This is a genomic window from Lentzea sp. NPDC092896, assembly GCF_044754905.1.
GTDB lineage: Bacteria > Actinomycetota > Actinomycetes > Mycobacteriales > Pseudonocardiaceae > Lentzea.
In genome coordinates this window covers 104,990-127,278 of sequence record NZ_JBIVPX010000009.1, presented here as the reverse complement: position 1 = coordinate 127,278, position 22,289 = coordinate 104,990, and the positions used below count along the sequence as shown (strand labels likewise).

The 22,289-nt window shown below is 67.8% G+C and carries 19 protein-coding genes and 1 pseudogene; 7 read left to right on the top strand and 13 right to left on the bottom strand.

The window, feature by feature from the left end:
- Positions 1 to 5: 5 nt before the first annotated feature.
- The 3 genes from ACIQF0_RS35515 to ACIQF0_RS35505 form a co-directional block, all read right to left on the bottom strand.
- Positions 6 to 1,919: an acetyl/propionyl/methylcrotonyl-CoA carboxylase subunit alpha gene (locus tag ACIQF0_RS35515; RefSeq protein WP_401037044.1), complete on the bottom strand. Its 1,914-nt coding sequence runs from the start codon at positions 1,917 to 1,919 to the stop codon at positions 6 to 8.
- A gap of 2 nt (positions 1,920 to 1,921) precedes the next feature.
- Positions 1,922 to 3,511, bottom strand: a complete 1,590-nt coding sequence (locus ACIQF0_RS35510; RefSeq protein WP_401037041.1) for a carboxyl transferase domain-containing protein — start codon at positions 3,509 to 3,511, stop codon at positions 1,922 to 1,924.
- Positions 3,512 to 3,649: 138 nt separating this feature from the next.
- Positions 3,650 to 4,435, bottom strand: coding sequence for an SGNH/GDSL hydrolase family protein (locus tag ACIQF0_RS35505; protein WP_401037039.1), 786 nt, complete (start codon positions 4,433 to 4,435; stop codon positions 3,650 to 3,652).
- Positions 4,436 to 4,599: 164 nt separating this feature from the next.
- Between ACIQF0_RS35505 and ACIQF0_RS35500 the strand changes: the two genes are divergently transcribed.
- Positions 4,600 to 5,172, top strand: coding sequence for a TetR/AcrR family transcriptional regulator (locus ACIQF0_RS35500; RefSeq protein WP_401037037.1), 573 nt, complete (start codon positions 4,600 to 4,602; stop codon positions 5,170 to 5,172).
- A gap of 49 nt (positions 5,173 to 5,221) precedes the next feature.
- Positions 5,222 to 5,683 (top strand): annotated as a pseudogene (locus tag ACIQF0_RS35495) (hypothetical protein); the annotation flags it as partial.
- 1,360 nt (positions 5,684 to 7,043) lie between these two features.
- Here the strand turns inward: ACIQF0_RS35495 and ACIQF0_RS35490 are convergent.
- The 4 genes from ACIQF0_RS35490 to ACIQF0_RS35475 form a co-directional block, all read right to left on the bottom strand.
- Positions 7,044 to 8,066: an acyltransferase family protein gene (locus ACIQF0_RS35490; protein ID WP_401037035.1), complete on the bottom strand. Its 1,023-nt coding sequence runs from the start codon at positions 8,064 to 8,066 to the stop codon at positions 7,044 to 7,046.
- Positions 8,063 to 8,767: an alpha/beta hydrolase gene (locus tag ACIQF0_RS35485; RefSeq protein ID WP_401037033.1), complete on the bottom strand. Its 705-nt coding sequence runs from the start codon at positions 8,765 to 8,767 to the stop codon at positions 8,063 to 8,065. Before ACIQF0_RS35485 ends, ACIQF0_RS35490 begins: the two co-directional genes overlap by 4 nt.
- 62 nt (positions 8,768 to 8,829) lie before the next feature.
- The gene (locus ACIQF0_RS35480) at positions 8,830 to 9,483 is read right to left on the bottom strand and encodes a response regulator transcription factor (RefSeq protein ID WP_360043591.1); all 654 of its coding nucleotides are present in this window, start codon (positions 9,481 to 9,483) and stop codon (positions 8,830 to 8,832) included.
- The gene (locus ACIQF0_RS35475) at positions 9,480 to 10,598 is read right to left on the bottom strand and encodes a sensor histidine kinase (protein WP_401037030.1); all 1,119 of its coding nucleotides are present in this window, start codon (positions 10,596 to 10,598) and stop codon (positions 9,480 to 9,482) included. The genes ACIQF0_RS35480 and ACIQF0_RS35475 overlap by 4 nt, the downstream gene beginning before the upstream one ends.
- A 120-nt stretch (positions 10,599 to 10,718) precedes the next feature.
- Here ACIQF0_RS35475 and ACIQF0_RS35470 point away from each other — a divergent pair, with 120 nt between their 5' ends.
- The gene (locus tag ACIQF0_RS35470; protein ID WP_093592223.1) at positions 10,719 to 11,225 is read left to right on the top strand and encodes a hypothetical protein; all 507 of its coding nucleotides are present in this window, start codon (positions 10,719 to 10,721) and stop codon (positions 11,223 to 11,225) included.
- On the opposite strand, the gene ACIQF0_RS35465 is transcribed toward ACIQF0_RS35470, so the two are convergent.
- The gene (locus ACIQF0_RS35465; protein WP_401037026.1) at positions 11,197 to 12,312 is read right to left on the bottom strand and encodes an erythromycin esterase family protein; all 1,116 of its coding nucleotides are present in this window, start codon (positions 12,310 to 12,312) and stop codon (positions 11,197 to 11,199) included. The two genes, ACIQF0_RS35470 and ACIQF0_RS35465, sit on opposite strands and share 29 nt — an antisense overlap.
- 79 nt (positions 12,313 to 12,391) lie before the next feature.
- On the opposite strand from ACIQF0_RS35465, the gene ACIQF0_RS35460 reads away from it, so the two are divergent.
- The gene (locus tag ACIQF0_RS35460; RefSeq protein ID WP_401037024.1) at positions 12,392 to 13,084 is read left to right on the top strand and encodes a TioE family transcriptional regulator; all 693 of its coding nucleotides are present in this window, start codon (positions 12,392 to 12,394) and stop codon (positions 13,082 to 13,084) included.
- A 63-nt stretch (positions 13,085 to 13,147) separates the two neighbouring features.
- Here the strand turns inward: ACIQF0_RS35460 and ACIQF0_RS35455 are convergent, their stop codons facing one another.
- The 3 genes from ACIQF0_RS35455 to ACIQF0_RS35445 form a co-directional block, all read right to left on the bottom strand.
- A complete protein-coding gene (locus ACIQF0_RS35455) occupies positions 13,148 to 14,314 on the bottom strand; it encodes an RNA-guided endonuclease InsQ/TnpB family protein (RefSeq protein WP_401037021.1) in 1,167 nt (388 codons plus the stop codon).
- A 318-nt stretch (positions 14,315 to 14,632) separates the two neighbouring features.
- Positions 14,633 to 15,643 carry a homoserine O-acetyltransferase gene (locus ACIQF0_RS35450; RefSeq protein ID WP_401037018.1) on the bottom strand — a complete coding sequence of 337 codons (1,011 nt, stop codon included), beginning with the start codon at positions 15,641 to 15,643 and terminating at the stop codon, positions 14,633 to 14,635.
- Positions 15,643 to 16,929, bottom strand: a complete 1,287-nt coding sequence (locus tag ACIQF0_RS35445; RefSeq protein ID WP_360043576.1) for a bifunctional o-acetylhomoserine/o-acetylserine sulfhydrylase — start codon at positions 16,927 to 16,929, stop codon at positions 15,643 to 15,645. The genes ACIQF0_RS35450 and ACIQF0_RS35445 overlap by 1 nt, the downstream gene beginning before the upstream one ends.
- A gap of 191 nt (positions 16,930 to 17,120) precedes the next feature.
- Between ACIQF0_RS35445 and ACIQF0_RS35440 the strand changes: the two genes are divergently transcribed.
- Entirely contained in the window at positions 17,121 to 18,128 is a 1,008-nt protein-coding gene (locus ACIQF0_RS35440; RefSeq protein WP_401037014.1) for a Gfo/Idh/MocA family oxidoreductase, read from the top strand.
- A 347-nt stretch (positions 18,129 to 18,475) separates the two neighbouring features.
- On the opposite strand, the gene ACIQF0_RS35435 is transcribed toward ACIQF0_RS35440, so the two are convergent.
- Positions 18,476 to 19,162, bottom strand: coding sequence for an NUDIX domain-containing protein (locus ACIQF0_RS35435; protein ID WP_401037011.1), 687 nt, complete (start codon positions 19,160 to 19,162; stop codon positions 18,476 to 18,478).
- Positions 19,163 to 19,223: 61 nt separating this feature from the next.
- Between ACIQF0_RS35435 and ACIQF0_RS35430 the strand changes: the two genes are divergently transcribed.
- Together ACIQF0_RS35430 and ACIQF0_RS35425 are read left to right on the top strand one after the other, a co-directional pair.
- Positions 19,224 to 20,171, top strand: a complete 948-nt coding sequence (locus ACIQF0_RS35430; RefSeq protein WP_401037009.1) for an SPFH domain-containing protein — start codon at positions 19,224 to 19,226, stop codon at positions 20,169 to 20,171.
- Positions 20,168 to 21,019: a hypothetical protein gene (locus tag ACIQF0_RS35425; RefSeq protein WP_401037006.1), complete on the top strand. Its 852-nt coding sequence runs from the start codon at positions 20,168 to 20,170 to the stop codon at positions 21,017 to 21,019. Before ACIQF0_RS35430 ends, ACIQF0_RS35425 begins: the two co-directional genes overlap by 4 nt.
- On the opposite strand, the gene ACIQF0_RS35420 is transcribed toward ACIQF0_RS35425, so the two are convergent.
- Positions 20,951 to 22,204: an MFS transporter gene (locus tag ACIQF0_RS35420; RefSeq protein ID WP_401037004.1), complete on the bottom strand. Its 1,254-nt coding sequence runs from the start codon at positions 22,202 to 22,204 to the stop codon at positions 20,951 to 20,953. The two genes, ACIQF0_RS35425 and ACIQF0_RS35420, sit on opposite strands and share 69 nt — an antisense overlap.
- Positions 22,205 to 22,289: the final 85 nt, after the last annotated feature.

Sequence of the window (22,289 nt, the reverse complement as noted above, 5' to 3'; positions counted from 1 at the left end):
TGCTGTCACTCCTCGTGAGAGACGACGAGGGCCAGTACCTGGTCCAGTGAGACCTGCTGGCCTGCTTGCACGTTCACTTCCGCCAGCACGCCGTCGACCGGTGCGGTCACGGTGTGCTCCATCTTCATGGCCTCGACCACGAACAACGCTTGACCGGCGGTCACTTCCTCGCCCTGCCGGGCTCGAACCACCAGCACGGTGCCGGGCATCGGCGACTTCACCGGGCCACCGGAGGCCGCGGCACCGTCGGCGGCTCCGACCAGGAACTCGGCCTCGACCAACGCCCAGGAGGCGCCGTCGTGGCCCAGCCACAGCACGTCGCCGTCGCGAGCCATCGAGTAGCGGCGCGAGCCGACGAGCAGGTCGGCGCCTTCGCGGCGAGCCCTCGCTCGAACCGGTTCTCCCGCTCCCACAACGACTTCTTCGCCACGCACGCGCACGTCGACGTCGTTGATCCGCCAGGTCGTCCAGGCGTGCTCACCGACGCGCCAGCCGCCCAGCTGGTCCCACGGGTCCTCGCCGTGCGGTTGCAGCGAACGTTCCAGGCCGGCCGCCACGTAGACCTCGTCCGGGATCTCGGCGGAGGTCAGCTCGTCCAGCTTGCGTTCGACCAGGCCCGTGTCCAGCGCGCCCGCGCGAACATCGGGATCACGCAGAAGCGCCCGCAGGAACGGGATGTTCGTCGTGACGCCCAGCAGCACCATCCGGCCGAGCGCGTGATCCAGGCGTCGCAACGCTTCCTCGCGGGTGCGGCCGTGCGCGATGACCTTGGCGAGCATCGGGTCGTAGTCCGAGCCGACGACAAGTCCTTCGTACAGACCGGAATCCACGCGGACGTCGGTCGGCTCGCTCAACGCCAGCACGCGGCCGCCGGTCGGCAGGAAGCCGCGCGACGGGTCCTCGGCGTAGACGCGCGCCTCGACCGAGTGGCCGTTCAGTTCGACGGCGACGTCCAGCACCTCGCCGGACGCGACGCGGAGCTGCCACTCGACGAGGTCGACGCCCGTGACCATCTCGGTCACCGGGTGCTCGACCTGCAGCCGGGTGTTCATCTCCATGAAGAAGTAGTCGCCCGAAGTACCGTCCACGATGAACTCGACGGTGCCCGCGCCGACGTACCCGACGGACTTCGCCGCGTCGACCGCGGCGGAACCCATGGCCTCGCGCATCTCGGCCGTGAGGAACGGCGAAGGTGCCTCTTCGATGATCTTCTGGTGCCGCCGCTGCAGGCTGCACTCGCGCTCACCGAGGTGGATCACGTTGCCGTGCGCGTCGCCGAGGACCTGGATCTCGATGTGGCGCGGGTTCGTGATGAACCGCTCGATGAGCAGCGTGTCGTCACCGAACGACCCGCGCGCCTCCCGCCGGGCCGACTCGATCGCCTCGCGCAGCGCCGATTCCTCGTGCACCAGCCGCATGCCCTTGCCGCCACCGCCCGCGGAAGGCTTGAGCAGCACCGGAAAACCGATCTCCAGGGCCGCTTCGACGATCTCGTCGTCGGACATGCCCGCGCGAGTGCGGCCCGGCACGACGGGAACGCCCGCCGCCGACACCGTCAGCTTCGCGCGGATCTTGTCACCCATCGCGTCGATCGCCGACGCCGGCGGTCCGACGAACACGATCCCCGCCGCGTCACAGGCCGCCGCGAACGCCGTGTTCTCGGCGAGGAACCCGTAACCGGGGTGAATCGCCTGCGCGCCGGTGGAAACGGCGGCCTGAACGATCTTCTCGATGGACAGGTAGCTCTCGCGGGCCGCGGCGGGCCCGATCCGCACGGCCTCGTCGGCCAGCCGGACGTGCAACGCCTCGGCGTCCGCGTCGGAGTACACGGCGACGGAACGAATCCCGAGCGACCGCAACGCGCGGATCACCCTGACCGCGATCTCCCCGCGGTTCGCCACCAGAACGCTGTCGAACATGATCACATCCGGAAGACGCCGTAGGAAACATCGTCGATGGGGGCGTTCGCCGCACTGGACAAGGCAAGTCCCAGCACCGTGCGGGTGTCGCGCGGGTCGATCACACCGTCGTCCCAGAGCCGCGCGGTCGAGTAGTACGGGTTGCCCTGGTCCTCGTACTGCTGGCGGATCGGCGCCTTGAACGCCTCCTCGTCGTCCGCGGACCACTCGTCACCGAGCTGGTCGCGGCGCACCGTCGCGAGAACCGAGGCCGCCTGCTCCCCGCCCATCACCGAGATGCGGGCGTTGGGCCACATCCACAGGAAGCGCGGCGAGTACGCCCGGCCGCACATCGAGTAGTTGCCGGCGCCGAAGCTGCCGCCGATGATCACGGTGAACTTCGGGACGCGCGCGCAGGCCACCGCCGTCACCATCTTGGCGCCGTGCTTGGCGATGCCGCCCGCCTCGTACTCGCGGCCGACCATGAAGCCGGTGATGTTCTGCAGGAAGACCAGCGGGATGGACCGCTTGTCGCACAACTGGATGAAGTGCGCGCCCTTCACGGCCGACTCGCCGAACAGGATGCCGTTGTTGGCGATGATCCCGACCGGGTGGCCGTGGATGCGCGCGAAGCCGGTGACGAGCGTCTGCCCGTACTCCTTCTTGAACTCCTGGAACTTCGAGCCGTCGACGATCCGCGCGATCACCTCGCGCACGTCGTAGGGCGTCCGGGAATCCGTTGGCACCACGCCGTAGAGATCGTCCGTGACCACCGGCGCCTCGACGGGCGCGACGTCCCACGGACGCTGCGCGCGCGGGCCCAGGGTCGAGATGATCGAACGGACCATCCGCAGCGCGTGGGCGTCGTTCTCCGCCAGGTGGTCGGTGACGCCGGAGGTCCGCGAGTGCAGGTCGCCGCCGCCGAGGTCCTCAGCCGAAACGACTTCACCGGTCGCGGCCTTCACCAGCGGCGGGCCGCCGAGGAAGATCGTGCCCTGGTTCCTGACGATGATCGCTTCGTCGCTCATCGCCGGCACGTACGCGCCGCCGGCGGTGCACGACCCGAGCACGGCGGCGATCTGCGGAATCCCGCGCGCCGACATCGTGGCCTGGTTGTAGAAGATCCGGCCGAAGTGCTCGCGGTCCGGGAACACGTCGTCCTGCTTCGGCAGGAACGCGCCGCCGGAGTCGACGAGGTAGACGCACGGAAGGTTGTTCTGCAGCGCCACTTCCTGCGCGCGCAGGTGCTTCTTGACCGTGATCGGGTAGTAGGTGCCGCCCTTGACCGTGGCGTCGTTCGCGACGATCACGCACTCACGGCCGGAGACCCGCCCAACGCCGGTGATGATGCCCGCGGCCGGTGCCTCGTCGCCGTACATGCCGTTGGCGGCCAGCGGCGACAGCTCCAGGAACGGCGAACCGGGGTCGACCAGCGTGTCCACGCGCTCGCGCGGCAGCAACTTGCCGCGGTCGACGTGCCGCTGACGTGCCTTCTCCGGACCGCCGAGCGCGGCGGTGGCGAGCTTGCCGCGCAGCTCGTCGACGAGCGCGGTGTGCTCCTTGGCGTAGCGGTCCGACGGCTCGGCTGCGCTGCGCAGGACAGGTGCGTCCATGCTCCCCAGACCTCAGGTTAGCGGGCGTTAACAAGGCCATGTTAACGCCCGCTCACCTAGCGGTCCACAGGAACGCCTTGAGAGTGACCCGAACGCAGGTCAAGCAGCCTTTCAGGCACTCTCACGTTCCGGAAAACGCTACCCGATGACCGACCGCAGAGCGGGCAGGTAGCCGCTCTGGTGCCCTGCCCGGTTCGGGTGGTACGACTCCTCGACCGGCCAGCTCAGGCTGTTGAGCCACCAGCTCGACGAGCAGATCTCGTGCCCGGTGAACGCCCCGCGCACGTCGACGTAGCTGAACCCGGCCGCCGCCGCCCGTGCGCCGATGGTGGCGTGCAACGCGTCGGAGCCGGAGTTGATCGCGGCCCGCTTGGTGTCACTCAGGCCGACGTTGCAGGAGCCAGGCACCTTGTAGATGCGCGGGTAGCCGAGCACGACCACGCGTGCCGACGGGGACTTCGACTTGATCGTGTTGTAGACGTTGGTGAGCAGGCCGGGAAGCGTGTTCGCGGCGTAGGTCTTGGCCTGGTTCACCCGGTTGGTGCAGTCCTGGTCCGAGCCGAAGGTGCACGTGGTGATGACGTCGGTGAAGCCGGCGTCGTTGCCGCCGACCTGCACGGTGACCAGGTTCGTGGCCGCCGTGAGGTTGTTGGCCTGGGTGATGACGTCGCCTGTTCGCGCGCCGGAACAGGCCACGGACTTGAACGTCGCGGGCGCTGTCGCGGCCGCCCAGAGCGCCGGATACGCGAGCGGACCGCGCTTGCAGCTGCCGCTCGCACCGTCATAACTGCCGGTCCCGAGCCCGGAGGCGTAGGAATCGCCCAGCGCGACGTAGTTGACGGGGGCTGCGCTCGCAGGGTTGGCGAGCGCGATGACCGCCGCGGCGGCGGTGACCACTGAGGCGATGAAGTGAGCAGGACGCATCGAAGACTCCCGAAGGGGCCGCAGGGGTGTGATGCATTGCACGTCAATGGTTACTCACGGGTAAGGCCTGTGTGAAGTATTCGTCAATAGTCAACATTCAGGGCTTGTACCTGCGCGAATTCCACCCATCGGACGACGATGTGAACGGCTGCTAACCTCCTTCCGTGGTCGAGAAACCCTCACGTCGGGACCAGATCCTCAACGCCGCGGCCGAACTCTTCGCGCGCCACGGCTTCCACGGCGTGGGCATCGACGACATCGGTGCGGCCGTGGGCATCTCCGGCCCGGCGCTATACCGGCACTTCCGCAGCAAGGACGCGATGCTCGGCGAGATGCTGACGTCGATCTCCGAACGACTGCTCGACGGCGGCCAGTCACGGGTGGACGCCGCATCGAACGCCGACGAGGCGCTGCGGGACCTCATCGGCTGGCACGTCGACTTCGCGCTGGACGACCCGGCGCTCATCACCGTGCAGATGCGCAATCTCGCGAACCTCACGGATCCGGACCGCCGGCGCGTGCGTGCCTTACAACGCCGGTACGTCGAGGTGTGGGTCGAGACGATCCGCCGCACCGTTCCCGATTTCGACGAACCGACCGCCCGCGCCGCCGCGCACGCCGTGTTCGGGCTCATCAACTCCACCCCGCACAGCGCCCACCTCGACCGCGACCAGATGGCCTCGCTGCTGTCCCGGATGGCGCTCGCCTCGCTCACGCCCGCCGTCGTACGTTCCTGACCTGGCGGACTGGCGATCAGCCGAGACCTATCCGTAACCTGGCGCGACGATGAGTGCGCGCAAACTCCTCCTCCGACTTCCGGCCTGGTTCCGGTTCACGGTGATCACGCTCGCGGTGTTCGTCTGCGGGGTGATCGCCTCACGCCCGGCGACCGGCGACAACGCGGTTCCACCGAGCGCCGACGTGATCGCCGCGGCCAACGCCGTCGACGCGTTCGTGTCGCCGTCGGCCACCCACGATCCGTACGTCAACCTGCCGAGCGACTTCGCGCGCGAGATGGGACGCGATCCCAAGACCGTGACAGCGCCGGACGGGACGCTGCGGGTCGTCGACGCGGGCGGCGGGTGCTCGGGTCCGGCCGGTGACACGGAGTGGGACTTCAGCACCGGGTGCCGCGCGCACGACCTGGGCTACGACCTGTTGCGCTATGCCGAGCACAAGGGCGATCCGCTCGGGCAGGGCGCGCGCAAGGCGCTGGACGACAGGCTCACGATCGACCTGCACGCGCAGTGCCGGCTGAACCCGCGCGGCGCCGAACAGACCTGTCACGTGGTGGCCGAGACCTACGCGCTGGGGCTGAAGTTCAACTCGTGGCGGCAGCGGTGGGGGCCGCCGGGCCACGAACCCGTGGTGGCGTGGGCGTTCGGCAGTGCGGTCGTGGTGTTCCTGCTGCTCGCGCGGCTGCACGGGCGCCGTCGTGAGGATCCGGCCGCCAACTCGTTGCCGCTGGTGCTCAAGCACGCCGAACAGGACCGGTACGCGACGTTCCTGCGGCTCTTCAGCCTGGCGTTGCTCGTGCTCGGCGAGACCGTGGCGACGCTCGCGCACCTGAGAGGGTCCGGCACGTCGTGGCTGTGGGCGTTGCAGGCGGTGCCGTTGTTCTTCTTCGCGGGCGGGCACGCGAACCTGCGCAGCTGGCAGGCGCATCAGGGCGGTTTCGGTTGCTGGGTGTCGAGCCGGACGTCGTGGCTGCTGCGGCCGGTGCTCGCGTTCGTGTTGCTGTGGGTGGTGCTGTTCGCCGCGCTGAACCTGATGGACGTCGAGGTCGACGCGTACAGCCGGCTGATCACGCATCCGTTGTGGTTCGTCGGGGTCTACCTGCTCGCCGTGGCCGCGACGCCGGCCGCCGCGTGGCTGCACCAGCACTTCCGCCGCACCGCGCCGTTCGTGCTCATGCTCGTGACGCTCACCGTGGAGGTCGCGCGCACGTCGATGGACTGGAAGACGGGTGGGTACGCGAACCTGATCGTCGGCGCGTTGCTGATGCAGCAGATCGGTTTCTTCTACGCCGACGGCACGCTGACGAACCTGTCGCGCCGGACTTTGGCCGCGCTGGGCGCCGTCACGGTGCCCGCCCTGGTGTTCTTCAGCGACTACCCGCGCTCGACGATGGTGCTCGGCGTGGCGCAGGTGTGCCTGGCGCTGCTCGCGCGCGACCGGCTCACCTCGTGGCTCGACGGCCGGTCGTGGCACGTCGTGGACTTCGCCCGCCGCGCACCGATGACGGTCTACCTCGCGTACCTGGCCGGGGTCGGCGCGCTGGTCGGGTTGCTCGGGCTGACGCAGGCGCCGATCTGGCTGGTGCTGGGTCTGGTGCCGCTCATCCTGCTGTTCCACCGGTTCGAACGGCGCCTGGTCCGGCTGCCGCAGCTCCAGCACGAGTCGCACCGCACCCGGCTCGCGACGGCGATGGGCGTGTCGTTCGGGACGCTCGGCGTGCTCGGGTTCGTGGTGAGCGGGTTCCTCGGCGACGGGATGCTGGTGCTGCTGCCGGTGGACCCGCTGCAGAACCTCATCCACCTGCTGCTCGGCTGGTACCTGATCCACACGGCCCGCACCGGCAGCTGCGACACCCGCCTGCCGTGGCTGCTCACCGCGCTGGCGTGCGTTCCGCCGATGCTGGCACTGGATCCGGCTCAGCCGGTGGTGGTGCTGCACGCCGTGGCGATCGGCCTCGCAGTGCTCGGAGCCATCCCCAGGTCACGGCCGCGCACACCGGCAGCCACAGCAACCGCTGCCACACCCAGCCAGGATGATCTGGTGGCTGCTGGAGCCCCGGCAACGGCCCCCACGCGCTGAGCGTCAGCGTCACGGTGATCAGCGCGCTCTGGTGCGCGAGGAAGATCCCCAACGCGCGCTTGTTCAGCCACGCCACGGGTTTCGTCGTGCCGAGCCTGGTCAGCAGCGGCGCGATCGTGAGCACCAGGCCGATCTGCGCGAACGCCAGCGCGAGCGTCGCGTAGTTCGGCGGGTTCAGGTTCGAGACGGCCTCGCCGGGAATTCCCACCGCCGACAACGGATAGCCGCCGAACGTCGTCAGCAACGCATAGCCGACGACGCCGAGCACCAGCAATGGCGGACCGGGAATCCTCCTGCGCGCCAACGAATAGCCGAGCTGCCAGGCCGCCCACCACACCGCGTACGGCACCACCAGCACCAGCACGACCGGAACGAGCACACCCCACGAGTACTCGTCCAGCCTGCGCACCAACGGTTTCAACGCCAGCAGCACCAGGTAGACGCCGAGGAACCAGAGCGGCGTCGTGACCAGGAACCCGATGTTCCAGGCCGTGCCCTGGTCGACGCCGCGCAGGACCAGTCCGAAGAGGACGGCGGCCCAGCAGCCGAGCATCAGCGACGTCGGCAGGGCGAGCTGCTTCAGCCTGACGAGAAACGACGTCTTCGAGTGCGCGGCGGCGTAGCCGCCCACGAAGAAGAACAGGCCGAGCGCTTGCAGCACCCAGGAAACCGGGGTGAGCGAGGACAAGTGCTTCAACGGACTGTCGATGTACATGCCGGTTGGCGTGTCCACCAGCGAAGTCACCAGCCAGTGGCCGAGCACGACCGCGACGACGGCCAGCGCCCGCACGGCGTCGATGAACGGATTCCTCACAGCTTCTCCCCCGAAGCGATCCGGACGAGCGCGCCCAGCGTCTCGCTGCCCGGTTCGTAGTAGGTGTCGTGTTCACCGCCCTCGAACCGCAGCACGGTCGCACCGAAGCCGTCCGAAGCCGGATCCGTTCCGTGCCCGAGGTCGAACAGCCGGGCGTTGGGCACGAACCGCATCCAGTCGCCACTCGACCGCACCGCCCACACCTTCGCGCGCGTCCCCAGCTCTGCCACGGATTTCGCCCGCACACCAGGACTTCCGGTGAACACGATGTCCGTCACGTCCAGGTCGTGTGCCGCGAGTCCGACGACGACCGACCCGTAGCTGTGGCCGTAGACGTGGATGCGCGCGTTGGTCTGCAACGCCCGCACGAAGTCGACGAGCGCGACAGCTCCCTGCCGGGCCAGCGAGCCCGTCACCGCGTCCACCCCGAGCCCCTGCGGCGTCCGATAGCCGAGCCACGCGATCACCGCGAGGTCGCCGCGGTGGGCCTGCGCGTACAGGTTGGCCGCCATCCGTCCGACCGTGCGGTCGAACCTGTCGACGTCCACGTCGGACCCCGGCACGACGATCACGACGTCGCGTGCGGTGCTCAGGTCACCGACGATCGCGACCCGGCGGGCGACGTCGGTGCGCCACTGGGCGATCGACGGCGCGACCGACGGGAGGGCGATCAGCAGGAGGAACAGGACGGCTCGGCGCATGGACCGAAACTAGGAAGACCACGACCCTCGAATCGTCACGCTGACGTGCCGCTTTTCCGTTGCTACCCCGGTATGACGAGCCCGCTCTCGTAAGCCGCGATGACGGCCTGGGCGCGGTCGCGGAGTCCCAGTTTGGTGAGCACGCGACTCACGTGCGTCTTGACGGTCTGCTCGGCCAGCACCAGATGCGCGGCGATCTCGGTGTTCGACAGGCCCTGCGCGACCAGCACGAGGATCTCGGTCTCGCGTTCGGTCAGCACTCCCAGCTGCGCGGGCCGGACGCGGTCGGAACGCCGTGACCGCACGAAGTCCTCGATCAACCGCTTGGTGATCGACGGTGCCAGCAGCGCTTCCCCCGCGGCCACCACGCGGACGGCGTTGAGCAGCTCACGGGCCGGCGCGTGCTTGAGCAGGAACCCGCTCGCACCGGCCTGCAACGCCTCGTAGACGTAGTCGTCGAGGTCGAACGTGGTCAGCACCAGCACTTTCAGCTCCTGCGACCCGTCCAGCAACAACCGCGTGGCCGTAAGTCCGTCCATCTCGGGCATGCGGATGTCCATCAACACGACGTCCGGTCTGACCGTCCGCGCCAACGCGACACCCTGCACGCCGTTGCCCGCCGCGCCGATCACCTCGATGTCGTCCTGCGCGTCGAGCAGCGCGGAGAAGCCCTCGCGGACCATCTCCTGGTCGTCGACCACGACCACCCTGATCACTTGTCCCCCAACGGAATCCTCGCCCGGACCATGAACCCGCCGTCCTCGGTCGACTTCACGGTCAGCGTGCCACCGTGCACGGCGACACGTTCCCGCATGCCCACCAGCCCCTGCCCGCTGCCGCCGCCCGTCGACGGTCCCCCCGCGGTGTTGGTCACCAGCACGTCGAGCCGGCCGTCCTCCTTGTGCACGTGGACGGACGCCCTCGAGCCGGGCGCGTGCCTGGTGGCGTTCGTGAGCGCCTCCTGCACGACCCGGTACGCGGTCAGGCCGACCGCCTCCGGCACGTCGTCCACGTCGATCTCGGCCTCGTCGCCCGGCCGCACGAGTTCGGGGATGCGGCTGATGCCCGGTTGCGGCTCGCGTTCCAGCTCCTGACCGTTCGACCGCAGCACGCCCAGCAGCCGTTGCATGTCGGTGATGGCCTCCCGCGCCGCCTCACCGACCTCGGCGAACTCCTTCACCGCGTCCTCGTTCAGTCCTTTGAGGCGGTAGGGCGCGGTCTCGCACCTGACCACCACCAACGACATGTGGTGCGCCACGACGTCGTGCATCTCGCGTGCGATGCGGGCGCGTTCCTCCAAAGCCGCCTTGGCATCGCGTTCTTCCTCGAGTTCGCGTTCCGCTCTGCCGCGCGCACCGAACAGGTAGACCGCCGTACCGACGATGGGCACGAAGAGCGCCATGTCCGCGGCCTGCGGCTCGGAGGCGATGATGAGCGCGCCGGTGATCACCGTGGCCGCGATGACGATCCCGCGCGAGTAGAACGCCGCGACCGCGACGAACAGCGGCACCGCCGTCCAGTACTGGAAGGCCCCGGCACCCTCACCGGCCCACAGGAGGCTGACGAGGTAGAAGCCGGGCACCGCGAGCCGCCAGGCGTAGAGCGGCGACCAGATCAGCAGCACGTACGGCCCGACCGTCACCAGGAAGATGACGACCCACCAGCCGTCCGAGTCCGCCTGGCGCACGTAACCGGCGCTGGCGACGATCGCCCACACGACAGCGTAGATGATCAGTGCGGCGTGCACCGGGACGCGCCACCGCCCGAGCAGCTTGGCGAGCACTCGGGTGCGATCGGGACCTAAGACGGTTCGGTACGGCGTGCGGAACACCACCCGATGCTAGGTGGATGCGTTGATCCCCACATTGACCTGCGGAGTGACATACCCCGGTAGCACTCTGATCAAGATGGGGCATTGCGAATGCGTGACACCGCGCGGTAGGCAGTACCTGTGAGACCACCACAGGATCCAGATCGCTGGTCACGGCTGACGGCCGTCGCCGGTGAGGCGCTGGCCGCGGCCAGGGCCGGGGAAGACGCTGTGGCGGTGGACCTCGTGACCGGGTACCTCAGCGGGTCTCCCGAGGGCAACGAGGAGATCCGTGAGCTGGTGCTCCTGCTGTTCGCCGAGTGCAGCAGCATGGTCAGCGCGCTCGGTTCCGGCGGCGCCACTCCGGTCAAGATGCAGGTCTTCGACGAGGAGGGCAACGAGGTCCAGATCGACGACGCCGACCCGCCCGTCCGCACCGCGATCCGCGCGTTGCTGGCCGAGGTGCACGGCGACCAGGACGCGGCCTCGGAGCAGATCGAGATCGCCCTGGCCAACGGCCAGCCGCAGGAGCTCGCGACCGTGGTCTTACAAGCCCTGCGGTGGACCCTGAAGCTGGCGATCGAGTGCGAGACGCGCGAACTGCCTGTCGCGCCGTGGATCACCGCGTCACTGGACGACCAACCTTGATGTGCAGCAGAGCGTCCACACCGTCCATGAGGTGCTGGTCGAGCGGGAAGTAGCCCATCTCCAGCCTCGTGTCGGTGCGGGACGGACCCGCCGGCTTGTCCTTCGTGATCCCCCAGGTCGTGAACCGGTTCTGCAACTGGCCTTCGAGGGTTGCTTTGTCCGGTTCGCCCAGTCCGAACGAGTCGTTGCGGCCGAGCGTGCCGCCGATGACCGTGTACTGGTCACCGAGGATCGGCGCCACGAGCGCACCCGCCGAGAACCACTCGATCCGTTCACCGGCCATCTCCATCGAGGAGTTGGTGCGCTGCAGGTGGGCGTTGTGCGCGAACACGAACGTCGGCCCGTTCGCGGCTTCGGCACGCCGGATCTCCAGCAGGTTCCGCGCCATCACGCCGTCCCGCATCTGGCACAGCCGGTTGAGGCGCACGCCCAACGGGTTCGGCTCCGCACACTCCCGGTGGTACTGGAGCAGGCTCAGCCCGGCCGTCAGATACGTCTCCGCGCGCGCCCACGCCTCGTCAGTGGACCTCTGCTCGTGCAGCCGCATGAGCATCCCGGTGCCGATCTCACGCAGCCTGACCGCCTCTTCGGACTGTCCCGGCGACTGGGTCAGGTCCAGCACCGCCTCGTCGCGGCTCCACTTCTCGTCGTCGATCGTGAGGTCGACGTCCTCGCCCAGGTAGTCGCGGGCGTGTTCGAGGTAGGGACGCGGGCTGGGCGCGCTGGTCGTCTCGGTCTGGAAGTCGAAGCCGTGGAACGACAGCCGTTCCTCGGGTGCTTTGTCCGCGTTGTACTCGCGCATCCACTGCACGAGCTCGCGGTTGGCCGGCCAGTTCTCCCCGAACGTGTGGGAGAAGCCTTCCTTCATGATCGTGTCGAGGTCACCGGGCCCGCCGTGCACGTAGTCGTTCACGCTCAGGCCCCTGATCCGGCAGGTCTCCAGGGCGATCGAGCGGAAGCCCAGGCCCGCGAGCTGCTCGAACAGCTCGTTGCGGATCCACGTGTGGGCGTGTTCGAGGTGCGTCGGCTCGCCGAACCCCAGGAGCTCGGTGAAGGGGCTGATGAACTCGCGAATGTCCTGGCTCATGTGGCTCAACCGTAACATTGAAAGCTCCGTTGAGACTTTGGCTCAAATCTTCTCGGCCTTCGCCGCTAAAGTCTCAACCGTGCGTCCAGCTGACCTCGCCCGCGAACACGGCCTCTCGACCCAGGCGGTGCGCAACTACGAGGAGTCCGGGTTCCTCCCGCCCGCCGAGCGCACCCCGTCCGGCTACCGCCTCTACACCGAGGTCCACGCGGCCGCGCTGCGCACGTTCATCGCCCTGATCCCGGCCTTCGGGCACGCTCGCGCAGGCCAGATCATGAACGCGCTCCACACCGGCTCACTGGACGACGTGCTCTTGTGGATCGACCGCGGCCACGAACAGCTGCTGCGCGACCGCCAGACCCTCGACTCGGTCAGCCGGGCGGTGCAGGACCTGACCGACTTCGAACCGGTCCTGGAGCCCCGCACGATCGGCGAACTTGCCAGGCGCCTCGACGTGACCCCGGCGACGCTGCGGGCGTGGGAGGAGGCCGGAATCCTCGTCCCGTCACGTGAATCCACCGGCTATCGCGTGTTCCGGGCCGAGGACGTCCGCGACGCCGAGCTGGCCCACCTGCTGCGGCGCGGTGGCTACCCGTTGGCGCGCATCGCTTTGGTGGTCGACCAGATCCGCACGGCAGGCGGCACCGACACGCTGGGTGCCGCCCTGACCGACTGGCGCCGCCGCCTCACCAAGCAGGGCCTGGCGATGCTCGCCGCTTCCGCACGGCTCAACGAGTACGTCAACTTCTCGGCCCTGAGGGGTCGAGCGTGATGCTCGAACCTTCAAGCCGAGTCGCGTTCTCCGTGCGCCACTGGGTGTGGCGTGCGGGCCGCATCAACCCGTCAATTGTGCGGTAGCGGGTTCGGGTGCGTTGACGTGTACCCACGCCGACCGTGCCCGGTTTCGGACGTTCACGGCGGCGACGACGTCGGCGGGTCCAGCGAGACCGCACCGACGACAGCAGAAGGCGTCCCTGCTGGGACGGTTGGAACGAGACGTGTACCTGCAGCGCGGGCACATCTGCGAGGTGTAGCGCGCGTCCACGACTAGCACTGGCACGCCGGCGCGGCGAGCTTTGTACCGGACGTGCGCTTCAAGCTGATGGAACGGCCAGGAGCTGTGGGTGGCTCGCTGGTGCCGGGAAACCGTGACCCGGTCGCGGATACCGCTCAAGTCTTCGAGCGCGATCCCGCGACCGGTGCGTTCGGCAACAGCCACCAGTTGCTTGGCGATCTTGTGGTTGACGTGCGTCGCGTGCTGCTGCTCGCGACGCGCTCGTTTCTTGAGCCGCCGGGCCGCTGACTTCGTTCGCCTGGCCTGCAACTCGGCACGCACGCGCGCATGCCAGCGTCGGTAACGACTCAATCCGCGGCCCTGGAAGTTGTCCGCGTCGCTGGTGGTCGCGAGGTTCACGATGCCCCGATCCACGCCGAGCCAGTCGACCGGCTCGAACAGTGGTTCCTCGGGCACCTCACAGGTCGCGATCAGCAACCACATGCCATCGCGGTGCACCAGATCACTCTCACCCTTGCGATACTCACGCAAGGTCTTGAGTTGGTCTGGAGAACCCGCGAACCGCACGTCCTTCATCCTGCCCGCCGTGGTCCAGATCGACACGGTGCCCGCGTCGTGATTCCACGACAGACACCGATCGTCGAACGGCTGCGCCGCACCCGGCCGGAACGCGACCGGCTTCGACCCGGCCTTCACCCGGCGCTTCGAGCCAGACATGCCCAGGTTCCCGGCCCGGATGGTCGCGTGCAGCGCGGTGTAGGCGTCTGCGACCTTCTTGATCACGTGCTGGGCGGCCTGCGCACCCAGACCACGGGCCTTCAACTCCGCATAGGCATGCGCACGCAACGCGTACTCACGGAACACCCCGTGCTCGAACGCGATCCGCGACACCCAGTCCGCAGACTCGTTGCAGCCGTGCAGGGTTGCCGCCAACCTGGACGCCTGCTCGGCGTCCAGCAGCAACTTCACCTGCACCACGACCTTCACGAACGAGACCGTACATCGGTCTGGGCCACCTCAATGGGGCCGAAACCGGACATTCGCAAGTGCCGCAGGATCGCCCACAGCCTGCACGCACACTCGGTCTTCACCCCCAAGTAGCAGCGCGGTCCGTTCACCTACAAGACCCTTGCCCGGCGCGAACAGATCATGCGCAGCATGAGTGTCGACTTCGCTACCTCCTGCGGCGGAGCCCCACCGGAGATCAAGCAGTACATCGAGAACCAGCAACGCCCAAACATGTGCTCGCGGCGCGGAACCACAGATCGCATTCCTCCCGCCACTGAAGGGCCGGGGTTCCCGCGACTAGATTGCTGAACGCACGGGCACCAGTTCCGTGACGAGCGCGCCGACCTGCTCGCTCTCGATCAGGAACGCGTCGTGCCCGTACGGCGAGCTGATCACCCGCAGTCCGTCGGCCCCCGGGATGCCCGCCGCCAGCTCTCTCTGCTGCGCCAACGGATACAGCCGATCCGAGTCCACCCCGGCGACGATCGTGCGTGCCGTGATCTTGGCCAGCGCAGCTCGAACGCCACCTCGCCCACGCCCGACGTCGTGCGAGTTCATCGCGTCGGTCAGGGTCACGTAGCTGTCCGCGTCGAACCTCCTGGTGAGCTTCGCCGCGTGGTGGTCCAAATAGGACTCGACCTCGAACCGCCCGTCCTCCTGCTTCTCCCGCCCGAACCGGGCCTGGAGCTCCTGCTCGCTGCGATAGCTGATGTGCGCGATCCGCCGCGCGACCCCCAGTCCCTCCAAGGGATCGGCTTTGATCGCGTGCAGTTGAGCGGACGCCAGTGCGATCTGCTCGGCCGAAGCCTGCGCCGTCGTGGCCAGCAACAGCAAGGACTTCACCCGATCAGGGGCACTGACCGCCCACTCAACAGCCCGCATGCCACCCATCGACCCGCCGAGCACCGCGGCCCACTGTCCGATGCCGAGGTAGTCCGCGAGGTGCACCTCGGCCGCGACCTGGTCGCGAATGGTGATGTCGGGGAATCCGGGGTACTGCCAGGGCCCGGTACTGCCCTGGCAGCCTCCCAGCACGTTCGGCGCGACGACGAAGAACGCGTCGAGCGGCTTTCCCTTACCCACCAGGGAGTCCCACCAGCCCGGCGTGGGGTGACCCGGCTCCACGCCCCCGGCGACGTGGCTGTCACCGGTGAGGGCGTGGAGCACGAGCACCGCGTTGGAGGCCTCGGCGTTCAAGGTCCCCCACGTCTCGTACGCGAGCTGGAAACCCGGCAGTCCCGCGAACGGCGCGGCGTGGCTGAACCACTTCCGCCGGCCGTTGGGGTCACCGAAGCGCCAGCCGCTCACTACAACTCGGACTTCGCCGCGGTGAAGCCCGCCTCGAGGTCCGCCTTGAGGTCCTCCAGCCCTTCCAGCCCGACCGACAACCGCACCAGCCCAGGCGTGACACCCGTGACGAGCTGCTCCTCGGGCGTCAACTGACTGTGCGTGGTGGACGCCGGGTGCACGATCAACGACCGCACGTCCCCGATGTTCACCAGCTGGCTGAACAGGCTCGTCCCGTCGACGAACGCCCGCCCGGCCTGCACCCCGCCCCTCAGCTCGAAGCTCACGACCGCACCCGCGCCCTTCGGCAGGTACTTCTGCGCGGCAGCGTGGAACGGCGACGACGCCAGGCCCGCGTAGTGGACCTTCTCGACCTCGTCCCGCCCTTCCAACCACTCGGCAAGCGCTTGCGCGTTCTCCACGTGCCGCTCGATGCGCAGCGACAACGTCTCAATCCCCTGAATCACCAGGAAGCTCGTCAACGGCGCGATGGCCGCTCCCGTGTCCCGCAGCCCCTGCACCCGCAACTTCGCCGCGAACGCCCCGTGCCCGAGCACCGGCCAGTACTGCAGCCCGTTGTAGCTGGGGTCGGGCTCGTGGAAGTCGGGGAACTTCTCCGCGCCGTACTCGAACTTCCCGCCATCGACGACGACACCGGCGATGGCCGTGCCATGACCCCCGAGGTACTTGGTCGCGGAGTGGATCACGATGTCAGCCCCGTGGTCCAACGGCCGGAGCAGATACGGCGTGGGCACCGTGTTGTCGACGAACAACGGCACGTCGTTGGCGTGCGCGACCCCGGCGACACCCTCGATGTCGAGCACGTGACTGCGCGGGTTGGCCAGCGACTCGGCGAAGAACAACTTGGTGTTCGGCCGCACGGCCGCCTGCCAGGCGTCGAGGTCGTCCGGGTCGTCCACAAACGACACTTCGATGCCGAGCTTCGGCAACGTGTAGTGGAACAGGTTGTACGTCCCGCCGTACAACGACGCACTGGAAACCAGGTGGTCCCCGGCCCGGGCGAGGTTCAGGATCGCAGCGGTCTCAGCCGCCTGACCAGAGGCGAAGGCAACAGCGGCGACACCACCCTCAAGAGCGGCAACACGCTGCTCCAGCACGTCCTGCGTGGGGTTGTTGATGCGCGTGTAGATGTTCCCGGGCTCAGCAAGAGCGAACAAGTCCGCACCGTGCTGCGTGTCCCTGAACACGTAGGAGGTGGTCTGGTAGATCGGCGTGGCACGAGCGCCAGTGGCCGGATCGGGCGCGGCGCCCGCGTGGATCTGCGTCGTCTCAAAGGACCAGGACATGGCTGTGCTCCAGAACGTTCGTTGAAGAGTGGGCTCAGATCAACGGGAGCTGCGACAGGCCATGCTGGTGACACGCACGTAGTCAACGTGGCGTCGGCTCACGAGCAGCACGGTCATGGTGACCGAAGGTAGGGGTCCGTCCAGGCTTGCGACACCCCGTCCATCTGGTGGGAACGCTTAGGCTGATCGTCATGCGCACAGCTCTGGTCGGCTACGGACTAGGTGGGGCGGCCTTCCACGCCCCGTTCATCGAGGCAACGGAAGGCCTGGAACTCTCCGCCGTCGTCACCTCCAACCCGAGCCGCCAAGCAGAGGTAGCGGCCCGCTACCCGTCGGCCAGCCTGCTGTCCTCTCTGGACGAAGTCTGGTCAGGCAACTTCGACCTGGTGGTCATCACCACCCCGAACCGCTTCCACGCGACCCACGCCCGCCAGGTCCTGGAACACGGCCTGAACGTGGTGGTCGACAAGCCCTTCGCAGGCTCGGCAGCAGAAGCAAGAGCCCTGGCCTCAATCGCCTACTCCAAGGGCCTGATGCTCTCCCCGTTCCACAACCGCCGCTGGGACGGCGACTTCCTGACAGTCCAGAAGCTCCTCTCGGAACGGGCTCTGGGCGCGGTCCACAAGTTCGAGTCCCGCTTCGAGCGCTACCGCCCAGAGATCAAGTCCTCGTGGAAGGAATCAGGCGACCCAGCAGACCTGGGCAGCATCCTCTTCGACCTGGGCACGCACCTCGTAGACCAGTCGGTGGCCCTCTTCGGCCGCCCAACGACGGTCTACGCGGAAATCAAGACCGTGCGCCCAGGCGCCAAGGCAGACGACGACGTCTTCCTCTCCCTGACCCACGAGGGAGGCGTCCGCTCCCACCTCTGGATGAGCGCCCTGGCAGCAGACCTGGGCCCCCGCTTCCGCGTACTGGGCCACGACGCCGCCTACGTCAAGTACGGCATGGACCCCCAGGAAGACCGCCTGAAGGCAGGCGACACCCCAGCGGGCCCAGGTTGGGGCGAAGAGCCGGAGGAAGCCTGGGGAACGCTGGCCAACGAGCCCTACCGCACAGAGCCAGGCGCCTACCAGAACTTCTACGCCTCAGTAGCCGCAGGCATAGCCCCAGTGTCACCACAAGACGCAGTGGCGGGCCTAGAGGTAATCGAGGCAGCCAAGCACTCCGCCGTCACGGGGGACGCAGTCCGCCTCTAACACCCGCCCGCTCGCGATGCCGAAGGCGAGCCGTCCTTACCGTGCGGTCCGGGTGGGGTGGCTTCGTCACGAGTCGTGCCACAGCTCTTGCTGCAGCCAGGAAGGGATGTCAACTCGACACGCTTTTCGTCGAGTTGACATCCCTTCCTGGCTGTGGCCCGCTCTTGGCTCGGCTCGTGACGAAGCCACCCCACCAACGCGCCCCACAACGCAACGCAACTCCGCCCAAAGCAACAGGCGTGCCATCTACCCGCGTGTGGCGTAGACCCCGGCTTTTGATCAGATTGGCGGGGTCTGGGGCGGAGCCCCAGGAATCAGCCGCCACACGCCGAAAGCAACGCAACCACCTACGCAACAGGCGAACGAACCAACGGCGGATACAACACCTCAACCACCCCACGCCGAAACAAGGCAGCCGGCCGCCCCCCGTCCCGCGAGGTGCTCTCCCCGGTAGGCGTAAGCAACCCATCCACCCCCGTGACCTTCCGATGAAAGTTCCGAGGATCCAACGAAACCCCCCAAACGATCTCGTAGACCCTCCTCAACTCGGCAACGGTGAACTCCTCCCCACAAAACGCAGTCCCCAACGCCGTGTACTCCAACTTGGCCCGGGCCCTCTCCACCCCATCCCCCAAGATCCGCTCATGATCAAAAGCCAACGACGAAACCTCGGACACCGGAACCCAAGACGCAGCAGCAGCATCAGTCCCGGCCACAGGCACCGGCAGGTCAGGCGCCAACGCCAGGTAGGCCACCGAGACCACGCGCATCCGAGGATCCCGAAGAGGCTCCCCATAGGTCCCCAACTGCTCAAGATGCAGCCCGGACACCCCAGTCTCCTCAGCCAACTCCCGCCCAGCCGCGGCATCCACGGACTCGGCCGGCAACACGAACCCGCCAGGCAACGCCCACCGCCCCCGATAAGGCGCCTCCCCACGCCGAACCAGCAGGGCACACAACGCATCCCCCCGAACGGTCAACACCACCAGGTCGACCGTGACAGCAAAGGGAGGGAAATCACTTGGCGTGTACACCCCACGAAGTATAGGCTTATCGTCAGATCGACGACAAGCCGACGAATGAGGAGCCCCAACCGTGGCCGACATCAGCACCTACCCCGGACTCCGCCACCTCAGGGGCGCCCCCACCGTCCACATCCGACACGTGAGCAAGGGCAAGCTGATCCACGAGGGCACCGGCCTGAGCTTCTGGTTCCGCCCGAGATCGGCAGTCCTCAGCGAAGTCCCGGTGGACGACCGGGAACTCCCCATGCTCTTCCACGCCAGAACGAACGACTACCAGGACGTGACGGTCCAGCTGACCGTCACCTACCGCTGCACGAACCCGGAAACGGCAACGAACAGGATCGACTTCTCGATCGACCCGGACACGGGAGTCTGGCGCCAGGACCCGCTGAGCCAGATCGCCAACACCCTCACCGAGAGCACCCAGCAACACGCTCTGAAAATCCTGGGCACCCTGCCACTGGACACCGCCATCAAGACCGGCGTGGCACGCGTCAAACAGGAGATCCAGGAGAACCTGACCGCGGACCACATCGGCCTGGAGATCATCGACATCCGCGTGGTCGCCATCCGCCCGGACGCGGACATGGAGAAGGCCCTCCAGACCACGGTCAGGGAGAAGGTCCAGCAGGAGGCCGACAAGGCCACCTACGAACGCCGTGCCATGGCGGTCGAACGCGAGCGCTCGATCAGCGAGAACGAACTCCAGAACCAGATCGAGCTGGCGAAGCGAGAAGAACTCCTGGTCGTCCAGCGAGGCGCGAACGCACTGAAGAAGGCAGAAGACCACGCTAGGGCGAGCCGAGTGGCGGACGACGCCAAGGCGGACGGCATCCGCAAACTGGCCGAAGCCGAAGCCGCAGGCGAGAAGGCCAGGCTGGACGCGTACAAGGAGATCCCGCGAGAAACCCTCTACGCCCTGGCGGCGAAGGAACTGGCCGGCAACCTCCCGGAGATCGGCAGCATCACCCTGACCCCGGACATGCTCCAGCCCATCCTGCAGAGACTGGCCCGATGAGCCTCGCCCCGCGAATTGTGCTGGTGCACAGGCGCACCGAGCTGACAGAGTTGCTGGCACGACACGGGACGAGAGGACAGGTCGAGTTCTTCCTCAAGTCCCGCAACAGAACTCTCGACGAGGTGGTGGACCGTGACCAGCAGGCCCGCAGGGCGTTGGGAGACGTCAGCGCCGCCATCCCGCTCGACTGGCGCCGCGGCGTCGTCGAGCGGGAAGACCTGTCGCGGTTCCTGTTCGCGCCCGAGGACGTAGTCGTCATCGTCGGCCAGGACGGCCTGGTCGCGAACGTCGCCAAGTACCTCGACGGCCAGCCCGTGATCGGCATCAACCCGGAACGGGGCGTGCTGGCCCAGCACGCCCCGCACGAAGCCGCCGAACTCCTGCACAACACCACCGACACCGAAGACCGCACGATGGTCGAAGCCAGGTCGGACGACGGCCAGACCCTCTACGCGCTCAACGAGATCTACGTCGGCCACCCGAGCCACCAGACCAGCCGCTACCGCATCCACGACGAACGCCAGGCCTCGTCCGGCATCCTCGTGGGCAGCGGCACCGGAGCAACGGGCTGGTGCAGCTCGGCCCACCGCGAACGAAAGAGCCCGCTGGCCCTCCCCACGCCGACCGAGCGCAAGCTCGTCTGGTTCGTCAGGGAAGCGTGGCCGTCCCCCAGCACCGGCATCACCCACACCGAAGGCGAAATCACCGACGCACCACTGGACATCGACGTCGAATCGGACGGCCTGGTGGCGTTCGGCGACGGCATCGAGAGCGACGCGCTACGACTGGGCTGGGGCCAACGGCTGAGCATCGGACTCGCCACCCGCCGGCTCCGCCTCGTGCGCTGACCCGATCACCAGCAGACAGACCCCGGACAACACCGCACCGGCAACCAGGTACAGCGCGATGGCCCAGGTCCCGGTGCGCAGCAACGACTGCGCCACCAACGGCGCCAGCCCACCACCCAGCACAGCACCGAGCTGGAAGCTCAACGCCACCCCGCTGTACCGCACCCGAGTCCGGAACAGCTCGGCGAAATAGGCAGCGGACGGCCCGAACAACGCCGCCGACCCGACGAACCCGAGCACCATCGCGAACGTGAACCAGCCGGAGTCCGTCAGCCAGAACAACGGAAACGCGAACGCGGCCTGGAAGATCGCCCCGCCGAACATCACCGGCAACCGTCCGACCCGATCGGACAACAGCGCGAACGCAGGCACAGCGACGACCTGCGCCACCGACCCCACCACGGTGGCGATCAGCAGATCGTCCGCGGAGATCTTCAACGCCGTGCGCCCGTACCCGATCATGAACACGCTCAGCACGTAGATGAAGATCGTGAACCCGAGGTTCACCCCGGCGCCCAGCAGCACCACGCGCCACCGGTCCCGCAGCACCTCCGCGATCGGCAACCGCGACTTCTCCACCCGCGCGAACTGCGGCGACTCCGAGACGCGCAGCCGGATGTAGAGGCCGATCCCGACCAGCACGATCGAGAACAGGAACGGCAACCTCCAGCCCCACGACAGGAAGTCCGGCCCGGAAGCCTTCGAGGACAGGTACATCGCGAGGTTCGCCAGCACGAGCCCGACCGGCGACCCGATGAACACCCAGCTCCCGTACCAGCCCCATCGCCCCGGCGGCGCGTGCTCGACGGCCATCAGGGACGCGCCACCCTGTTCGCCGCCCATGAAGAACCCCTGGACGAGCCGCAACAGCACCAGCAGCAACGGCGCGAAGATGCCCACCTGGGCGTAGGTCGGCAGCAGGCCGATCAACGCCGTCGACACCCCCGTGACCGAAAGGGTGATCACGAGCATCGAACGGCGGCCGATCCGGTCGCCGAGGTGCCCGATCACCGCGCCGCCCAGCGGCCGGGCGAAGAAGCCCGCGCCGAACGTGGCGAACGCGAGCAGCACACCGACGCGCGAGTCGAACTGCGGGAAGAAGATCTTGTCGAACACCAGCGCCGACGCCGTGCCGTAGAGCAGGAAGTCGTACAGCTCGATCGTGTTACCAACCGCTGATGCCACAGCTACTTTGCGTACCCCCGTCATCGTTCCAGCCTGGTCGAGGGATTGACACTGCGCAATGGTCCGGTCACCCTTCGTCCTACGT

Bases quoted from the DNA above. Each gene is read 5' to 3' on its own strand.
- ACIQF0_RS35515 (WP_401037044.1), bottom strand. From the start codon at position 1,919: ATGTTCGACAGCGTTCTGGTGGCGAACCGCGGGGAGATCGCGGTCAGG.
- ACIQF0_RS35510 (WP_401037041.1), bottom strand. From the start codon at position 3,511: ATGGACGCACCTGTCCTGCGCAGCGCAGCCGAGCCGTCGGACCGCTAC.
- ACIQF0_RS35505 (WP_401037039.1), bottom strand. From the start codon at position 4,435: ATGCGTCCTGCTCACTTCATCGCCTCAGTGGTCACCGCCGCCGCGGCG.
- ACIQF0_RS35485 (WP_401037033.1), bottom strand. From the start codon at position 8,767: ATGCGCCGAGCCGTCCTGTTCCTCCTGCTGATCGCCCTCCCGTCGGTC.
- ACIQF0_RS35465 (WP_401037026.1), bottom strand. From the start codon at position 12,312: ATGAGCCAGGACATTCGCGAGTTCATCAGCCCCTTCACCGAGCTCCTG.
- ACIQF0_RS35445 (WP_360043576.1), bottom strand. From the start codon at position 16,929: ATGTCCTGGTCCTTTGAGACGACGCAGATCCACGCGGGCGCCGCGCCC.
- ACIQF0_RS35440 (WP_401037014.1), top strand. From the start codon at position 17,121: ATGCGCACAGCTCTGGTCGGCTACGGACTAGGTGGGGCGGCCTTCCAC.
- ACIQF0_RS35425 (WP_401037006.1), top strand. From the start codon at position 20,168: ATGAGCCTCGCCCCGCGAATTGTGCTGGTGCACAGGCGCACCGAGCTG.